This window comes from Streptomyces sp. WG7 (assembly GCF_049975785.1).
Lineage (GTDB): Bacteria > Actinomycetota > Actinomycetes > Streptomycetales > Streptomycetaceae > Streptomyces.
In genome coordinates, this window is record NZ_JBNGGE010000027.1 from 100776 (window position 1) to 108935 (window position 8160).

7 protein-coding genes are annotated in these 8160 nt (G+C 72.3%); 1 reads left to right on the top strand and 6 read right to left on the bottom strand.

The window, feature by feature from the left end; all coding sequences use genetic code 11:
• Positions 1-4: 4 nt before the first annotated feature.
• Genes argB through ACP4J0_RS24690 form a run of 6 tightly spaced genes read right to left on the bottom strand, consistent with a single transcriptional unit; the run spans position 5 to position 7502 of the window.
• Positions 5-907, bottom strand: coding sequence for an acetylglutamate kinase (gene argB / locus ACP4J0_RS24665; protein ID WP_426600850.1), 903 nt, complete (start codon positions 905-907; stop codon positions 5-7).
• On the bottom strand, positions 904-2055 hold the full coding sequence (gene argJ, locus ACP4J0_RS24670) for a bifunctional glutamate N-acetyltransferase/amino-acid acetyltransferase ArgJ (RefSeq protein WP_426600851.1): 1152 nt from the start codon (positions 2053-2055) through the stop codon (positions 904-906). Before argJ ends, argB begins: the two co-directional genes overlap by 4 nt.
• Positions 2052-3092, bottom strand: coding sequence for an N-acetyl-gamma-glutamyl-phosphate reductase (gene argC, locus ACP4J0_RS24675; protein ID WP_426600852.1), 1041 nt, complete (start codon positions 3090-3092; stop codon positions 2052-2054). Before argC ends, argJ begins: the two co-directional genes overlap by 4 nt.
• Before the next feature lie 47 nt (positions 3093-3139).
• The gene (locus tag ACP4J0_RS24680; RefSeq protein WP_426518712.1) at positions 3140-3535 is read right to left on the bottom strand and encodes a GtrA family protein; all 396 of its coding nucleotides are present in this window, start codon (positions 3533-3535) and stop codon (positions 3140-3142) included.
• Entirely contained in the window at positions 3535-4485 is a 951-nt protein-coding gene (locus ACP4J0_RS24685) for a glycosyltransferase family 2 protein (RefSeq protein ID WP_426600853.1), read from the bottom strand. Before ACP4J0_RS24685 ends, ACP4J0_RS24680 begins: the two co-directional genes overlap by 1 nt.
• 23 nt (positions 4486-4508) lie before the next feature.
• Positions 4509-7502, bottom strand: coding sequence for a YfhO family protein (locus tag ACP4J0_RS24690; protein WP_426600854.1), 2994 nt, complete (start codon positions 7500-7502; stop codon positions 4509-4511).
• A 350-nt stretch (positions 7503-7852) separates the two neighbouring features.
• Between ACP4J0_RS24690 and ACP4J0_RS24695 the strand changes: the two genes are divergently transcribed.
• Positions 7853-8160, top strand: a 308-nt coding sequence (locus ACP4J0_RS24695) for a hypothetical protein (RefSeq protein ID WP_426600855.1), incomplete at its 3' end; no start/stop codon positions are given.

An 8160-nucleotide genomic window follows, 5' to 3' on the forward strand; every position in this document is an offset into this window, starting at 1 on the left:
CTGCTCACGACTCCCCCTGTTCGTCCGGCACGACCATCGTGCCGATGCCTTCGTCGGTGAAGATCTCCAGCAGGATCGAGTGCTGGACCCGGCCGTCGATGACCCGGGCGGTGGTGACGCCGCCCCGTACGGCGTGCAGGCAGCCCTCCATCTTCGGCACCATGCCGCTGGACAGCTCGGGCAGCAGTTTCTCCAGCTGGGACGCGGTGAGGCGGCTGATCACCTCGTCCGAGTCCGGCCAGTCCTCGTAGAGGCCCTCGACGTCGGTGAGGACCATGAGAGTCTCGGCGCCGAGCGCCGCAGCGAGTGCCGCAGCCGCCGTATCAGCATTGACGTTGTAGACATGTCCATCGTCCTGGGAACGGGCGATCGACGAGACGACCGGGATACGGCCGTCGGCGAGCAGCGCCTCGATGGCGCCGGTGTCGATCTCGGTGATCTCACCCACCCTCCCGATGTCGACGAGCTCGCCGTCTATCTCGGGCCGGTGCCTGGTGGCGGTGATGGTGTGCGCGTCCTCGCCGGTGAGGCCGACGGCGAACGGGCCGTGCTGGTTGAGCAGTCCGACCAGCTCGCGCTGCACCTGCCCGGCCAGCACCATCCGTACGACGTCCATGGCGTCCTCGGTGGTGACGCGCAGGCCGGCCTTGAACTCGCTGACGATGCCGTGCTTGTCGAGGGCGGCGCTGATCTGCGGGCCGCCGCCGTGCACGACGACGGGCTTGAGGCCGGCGTGGCGCAGGAAGACGACGTCCTGGGCGAAGGCGGCCTTCAGGTCCTCGTCGATCATGGCGTTGCCGCCGAACTTGATGACGACGGTCTTCCCGTGGTGCCGGGTCAGCCAGGGCAGTGCCTCGATGAGGATCTGGGCCTTGGGGAGCGCGGTGTGTTTCCTCGTCGTGCTCATGAGCTGTACGCGCTGTTCTCGTGGACGTAGTCGGCGGTGAGGTCGTTGGTCCAGATCATGGCGGTGGCGTCACCGGCGGCCAGGTCGGCGACGATGTGGACCTCGCGGTAGCGCATGTCGACCAGGTCGCGGTCCTCGCCGACGCCGCCGTCCTTGCAGACCCAGACGCCGTTGATGGCGACGTTCAGGCGGTCGGGCTCGAAGGCGGCGGAGGTCGTGCCGATCGCGGAGAGCACGCGGCCCCAGTTGGGGTCCTCGCCGTGGATGGCGCACTTGAGGAGGTTGTTGCGGGCGATGGTGCGGCCGACCTGGACGGCGTCGTCCTCGGTCGCGGCGTTCACGACCTCGACCCTGATGTCCTTGCTGGCGCCCTCGGCGTCCCGGATGAGCTGCTGCCCGAGGTCGTCGCAGACGGTGCGTACGGCCTCGGCGAAGTCTGCGTACTCCGGGGTGACGCCCGCGGCGCCCGAGGCGAGCAGCAGCACCGTGTCGTTGGTGGACATGCAGCCGTCGGAGTCGACGCGGTCGAAGGTGACCCGGGTGGCGTCGCGCAGGGCGCGGTCGAGCACCCCGGTCTCCAGGTCGGCGTCGGTGGTGAGGACGACGAGCATGGTGGCGAGGCCCGGCGCGAGCATGCCGGCGCCCTTGGCCATGCCGCCGACGGTCCAGCCGCCCTTGGTGACGACGGAGGTCTTGTGCACGGTGTCGGTGGTCTTGATGGCGATGGCGGCCTTCTCGCCGCCGTGCTCGGAGAGCCGGCCGGCGGCGGTCTCGACGCCCGGGAGCAGCTTGTCCATGGGCAGCGGTACGCCGATCAGTCCCGTCGAGCAGACGGCGACCTCGCCCGCGCCCACGCCGAGCACCTCGGCGGCCTTCTCGGCGGTGGCGTGGGTGTCCTGGAAGCCCTTGGGGCCGGTGCAGGCGTTGGCGCCGCCGGAGTTGAGGACGACCGCGGACAGCTGCCCGCTCTTGAGCACCTGCTCGGACCACAGGACCGGCGCGGCCTTGACGCGGTTGGAGGTGAAGACGCCCGCGGCGGCGCGGCGGGGGCCGGTGTTGACCACGAGGGCCAGGTCGGGATTGCCGCTCTCCTTGATTCCGGCGGCGATACCGGCCGCCGTGAACCCCTTTGCTGCCGTCACACTCACGGCGCGACTCCGATCGTCGTCAGTCCGGTGGTCTCGTCGAGACCGAGGGCGATGTTCATGCTCTGGACGGCACCGCCCGCGGTGCCCTTGGCCAGGTTGTCGATGGCGCTGATGGCGATGATGCGGCCCGCGGCGGCGTCGTACGCGACCTGCACCTGAACGGCGTTGGAACCGTAGACGGACGCGGTCGCCGGCCACTGGCCCTCGGGCAGGAGGTGCACGAAGGGCTCGTCGGCGAAGGCCTTCTCGTAGGCGGCGCGGACGGACTCGGCGGTGACACCGGGCTTCGCCTTGGCGGTGCACGTGGCGAGGATGCCCCGGGGCATCGGCGCGAGGGTGGGGGTGAAGGAGACGGAGACCGGCTCGCCGGCGACCGCGCCGAGGTTCTGGATCATCTCGGGGGTGTGCCGGTGGCCGCCGCCGACGCCGTACGGCGACATGGAGCCCATGACCTCGCTGCCGAGCAGGTGCGGCTTGGCCGCCTTGCCCGCGCCGGAGGTGCCGGAGGCGGCGACGATCACGGCCTCGGGCTCGGCGAGCGCCGCGGCGTAGGCCGGGAAGAGGGCCAGCGACACGGCGGTCGGGTAGCAACCGGGCACCGCGACGCGCTTGGCCCCCTCCAGCGCCGCGCGGGCGCCCGGCAGCTCGGGCAGGCCGTAGGGCCAGGTACCGGCGTGCGGGGAGCCGTAGAACTTCTCCCAGTCGGCGGCGTCCCTCAGCCGGAAGTCGGCGCCCATGTCCACGACCAGCACGTCCGGTCCGAGCTGCTCGGCGACGGCGGCGGACTGTCCGTGCGGCAGCGCGAGGAAGACCACGTCATGCCGTCGGCCCTGCCCGGCGAGCACCTCGGGCGTCGTCGCCTCCAGGACGCGGTCGGCCAGCGGCAGCAGGTGCGGCTGGAGCGCGCCGAGCCGCTGACCGGCGTTGGAGTTGCCGGTCAGGGCACCGATCTCGATCTCGGGGTGCGCGAGGAGCAGGCGCAGCAGCTCTCCGCCCGCGTACCCACTCGCTCCGGCCACCGCCACACGTACAGCCATGGAAAACCCTCCTCCTGGATGGCATGACTATACGTATGGCCGCACGTTTATGCAATCCTGGCCGGGTCCGCCTTCGGCAGCATGATCCAGCGGGAGATGACGAAGGTCACCGGGATCGCCGCCGCGGACGCGAGCAGCGGGGCGAACCGGCTCCCCGCGTGCAGCACGTCGACGATCAGGTACACGCCCGCCGTGGTGATCAGGAAATTGGCGGCGTTCGTCAGCGGGAACAGGAGGAATTTCCGCCAGGTCGGCCGGGTCCGGTAGGTGAAACGCGCGTTCAGGAAGAAGGAGCCGATCATGCTGAGGAAGAAGGCGAGCACATGCGCGAGGAGATACGGCATACGCGTGAGGAACAACAGGTAAAGAACGTAGTACGTCGCCGTGTTGAGAACGCCGACCACGGCGAAGGTGACGATCTGCCTCGTCATCGGGTTACGCATCAGGTAATGAGATCTTTCGTTCGCTCGACGTTGCTCTCCTTCACCAGGAAGTGCGGGCGTCCCTTCACCTCGTAGTAGATCCGGCCCGTGTACTCCCCGATGACGCCGATCATGACCATCTGCACGCCGGCGAGGGCGGTGACGGCCGTGATGATCGTGACATAACCGGGGGTCTGCACGCCGTTGACGAGGGCGGCGCCCACGATCCACGCCGTGTACGCCCCGGCGCACAGCAGCAGCCACATGCCCAGGTGGAGGGCGGCGCGCAGCGGCCTGTTGTTGAACGAGAGCAGCCCGTCGAGGCCGTAGTTGAGCAGGGACTTCAGGGTCCAGGAGCTGCTGCCGTGCTCGCGCACGGCGTTCTCGTACTCGAAGGTGGTGGTGGGGAAGCCCACCCACGCGAACAGGCCCTTGGAGAAGCGGTTGTACTCGGTCAACGCCAGGACCGCGTCGACCACGCGGCGCGACAGCAGCCGGAAGTCGCCCACGCCGTCCTTGAGTTCCACGTCGACGAGCCTGTTGACGAGCCGGTAGTACAGGCGGGCGGTGAGGGTGCGGGTGAACCGGTCGCCGCTCCGGCTGCGCCGCGCCAGCACCTGGTCGTAGCCCTCGCCGCTCAGCTCGACCATGCGCCGGATCAGCTCCGGCGGGTGCTGGAGATCGGCGTCCATGACGATCACGGATTCGCCCGTGGCGTGGCGCAGGCCGGCGAGCAGGGCCGCCTCCTTGCCGAAGTTGCGACTGAAGGAAACGTAGCGCACGCGCGCGTCGGCGGCGGCCAGTTTCTGGAGCAGCGTCAGCGTGCGGTCGCGGCTGCCGTCGTCGACGTACACGAACTCCATGTCGTGGCCGAGCGGCAGGAGGTCTTCGGCGACCTTCTGGACGGCCTCGTGGAAGCGTTCGATGACGTCTTCCTCGTTGTAGCAGGGCGCGACGATCGATATGAGCATGGGTTCTCCCCCGGGGGGCGCGGTCAGAGAGCGCTGGTCGTGCGCTCACGCGGGCGTGTGGGTGTGGGGTGCGGGGCGGGGCGTTCGGCGGTCCGCCGTCGGCGGCGCACGACGCCGAGGGCGCCCAGCAGGGTCAGGGTCAGGAGCGAGGCACCGCCGACGGCGGTGCCCAGGCGCAGGCCCGGTGGATGGAAGGAGCAGGTGAGGCTGGTCGACGAACCGTCCAGGGGCACGGCGATCAGGCCGTAGTACTGCTCGGCGGGGACGGCGGAGGCGTTGCCCGCGGCACACCGCCAGCCGGCGATCCGGGGCGCGGCGACGACGGCGGTGCCGGTGCTGCCGGCCGGGAGCCGGGCGTGCAGCGTGCCGTCGGAGACGGTCACCTCGCTCGCGCCGGTGGCCTTGAGGTGCTCGACGGCGGTGTGCAGACGGGCGGTGTCCAGGCAGCCGACCGCGCCGTCCGGGACGGTGCCGGCCCTGGTGGGGGCCAGCTCGATCCGCAGCCGCCCGTCGGCCGGGACCCGGCCGAGCCGCTGCATGGCGGCGATCTTGGCCGCGTCGGACGTGAACCGCCCGGTCGGACCGTATGCGGTACCCGTTCCCGTCCCGCCCGCGGAGGCGGCGGTGAGCCGGGCGGTGCCGGAGAAGTGCGGCGCCCACAGGTAGACCTCGCTGCCGGCCGGGCACCGGGCGGTGATCGACGGCTTCGGTGCGGGGCCCGTCCCGGCGGTGCGGCGGGTGGCGTCGATGCGCAGACCGGGACGGGCCGCGTCGTCGCTGCGGTCCGGCTGCTTCCCGGCGGGCGTGCGCACGGTGAGGCGGGGCACGGTGTACACGCGGGCGCCGAGCACCGTCTCCTGGTTGCGGTACGGCGACGGCCCGAGGGCGGCGACACCCGCGCGCGCGGGTGTCGCGGCGCCGGACGGCCGTACGGTCACCAGCGCGGGCACGTCCTGGCGGGACACGGTCAGCGGGCTGCGGTCGCGTGGGTTCCAGCGCTGGTGCTGGTCCGGCGGGGAGTGCACGCGGGCGCCCACGGAGAAGATCACGTCCGTGACGGCGTTGTCCAGGCTCTGGACGTTCCGGCCGCGGGAGGTCCAGCCGCCGCCCAGGGCGGTGAGCATGCGGCTGAAGACGTCGGCGGTGAGGCTGCTGTAGTACTGGGCCCCCTGGCCGCCCACCACCATCGGGTCGTTGCCCACGGTCTGCTCCCGGCCCGGGTCGGTGCGGTGGCGGGGCCAGTCCTCGGCCCCCGCGATCGCGTCCGCCTGCCGCTGCTGCCGCGTTCCCCAGGGCGCGTAGTCGTCCAGGTGGTCCAGCCGCAGCCGGGTCGCCACGGCGGAGGTGGCGGCGGACTCCCCCAACTGGGCTCCGACGAGCAGTACCACGGCCAGACCGACGAGGACGGGCCGCCGCGTCCGGCCGTCCGGCCGCACACCGCCGGAGCCGGACCACCGCGCGCCGGTGGACGGGCGCGTGGCGGCGGTGGGCGGCCGTGCGCCGCCGGTGGTCGGCTGGAGGTCCCCGGGGGCCGGTTTTCCGCCGTCGGCGGCCGGCGGCTCGCCGACACCCGCGCCGGGGGCGCCGCTGCCGGCCGCACGGGCGCCGCGAGGTGCGGCATCCTCACCGGCGTCCCCGCCCGCGTCCGCGGTCCGCTCCGCGCGGCCGAGCAGCAGCAGTCCGCCCAGGGCGCCCGCCGCGGCCACGAGCAGCACCGGCCAGAGGAACGAACGCACCAGGCCGCTGCCGCTCGCGACGGCGGCGATCAGGGCGAGCAGCGCGCCCGCCGCGCCCAGCGCGCGCGGCCCCGGGGTGCCGTACGAGAGGGCGTGCCAGGCCGCGATCACCAGCAGCGCGCAGAGCACGAAGCCCTGGCGGTAGGGGCTGCCGTTCGGGGTGGCGAAGGCGTGCCAGGCCAGATGGGTCGGCGTCCACTGCAGGGACAGCAGCACGACGGCCACCAGCAGGGGCCACCCGGCGCGCACCCGCATCGGGGCCGCCCGGTGGAAGGGCAGCGCCAGGGCGAGCAGCAGCGCCGTGGTGCCCACGAAGAGAGCCGGGCTGCCGAAGCCGTACGTCGTGGGCAGCATGCGGGCCAGGACGTCCTCGGTGGGCACCGGCGAGAACTGCGTGACCCGGCCCGGGTAGGCGTGCTTGGTGCCGAAGTAGATCACCGTCACCAGTGGCGCGGCCAGGCCCACGCCCAGGGCGACGGTGGTGGCGGCCCGGCCCGCGACAGCCAGTGCGCGCCCGCGCGGCAGCCCGCTGAGCCACAGCCGCAGCAGCAGCACCAGTCCGGCGCCGAGGGTGGCCATGTAGGCGGTGTAGAAGTTGGCGATCCAGGCGAGCGCCACGATCACCACGCCGAGCAGCGGACGCCGCCCGGTCAGCGCCCACTCGCCGACCAGACAGAGCAGGGGCAGCGCGACGAGGCCGTCCAGCCACATCGGGTTGTAGGAAGCGTCCGCCAGGGACCACCCGCACAGGGCGTAGGCGGCGCCCAGCAGCCCCGCCGCCCACCAGCGGCCCGGGCGCAGGCGGAGCAGCAGCCACGCCATGGCGGCGCCGGCGGCCATGGTCTTCAGTACGGTGACGGCGTAGACCGCGAGGTCGATCTCGTCCCGCGGGAAGAACGCGACCAGCAGGGCGAACGGGCTGCTGAGGTACGTGCCGAGGTCGGGCAGGAAGCTGGATCCGTACCCCGACTGCCAGTTGACCAGCAGACCGCCGTCGGCGCGTCCGTGCAGCAGGTCCCACAGGTGGGCGTGGAAGGGCACGTACTGGTTGCCCAGGTCGTTGACGGCGCGGGTGCGGGAACCTAAGGGGTAGCTGCCGGCGATGACGTCGGCGGCGCAGAAGGCGGTGGCGGTGAGCAGCGCGGCCAGCAGGGCGGCGGACTGTCCCGGCCGCCGCCACCAGGGTATGGCGGGCGGGCCGTCGTCCCGGGCGCCGCCACCTCCGTCCGATCTTCGTCGCACGACTCCCAGAACGGCCCTCGGCAGGCTTGAACGTTCCATTTTCGGCAGGCTCCCAGGAAGTTCGGGACGGGACGGCGTCTCGTGGGGGGAGAGGGGAGGTCACTCCCCACGCGTTGCTGATTCGCCGACCCGGACGGCAGACTTCCCGACGGTTGCGTTGTCGCCCGGTAGGGGTGCCGCGAATTCGAATGCGCAGCAGTATTCTCCGGCACCCTGTTTCCGTCAGGGAAACTCGAACCGTCCCGTAAATGATCCAGGGGTTAATTGAATTGCCGTCAGGTTTCGGGACGGTGACCGAGGATCCGGGAGCGGCTCGCGGGGCCCCGCCGCGGGCTGTCCGGCCCCGGAGCTCGACCTGGAGCGCGCGCCGCAGGTCATACGGTCTTTCCGTGACGGCGGACGGCCAATCCCCGGTCGGGGCAGAGTCTCTGACCGGCGTTCAGGCCGACGAGCGCACCGGCCTGACGCACGGCACCCCGCGCCACCGCGAACCGGCCGTCCTGATCGAACAGGCCGGCCCGGCCCGGCCGGAGTTCCCGCTGCGGCTGCGCGGGGCGGGCCTGCCGATCGCCCGCCTGCGGGACTTCGCGCGCCTGCGGGCGGGAGCGGCGCGACGGTCGCCGACCGGCCGGCGTCGCTCCGTGAGCACCGGGCCGAACCGGCCGCGCGGACGCGAGCGCTGGGGCGCGGCGCGGGC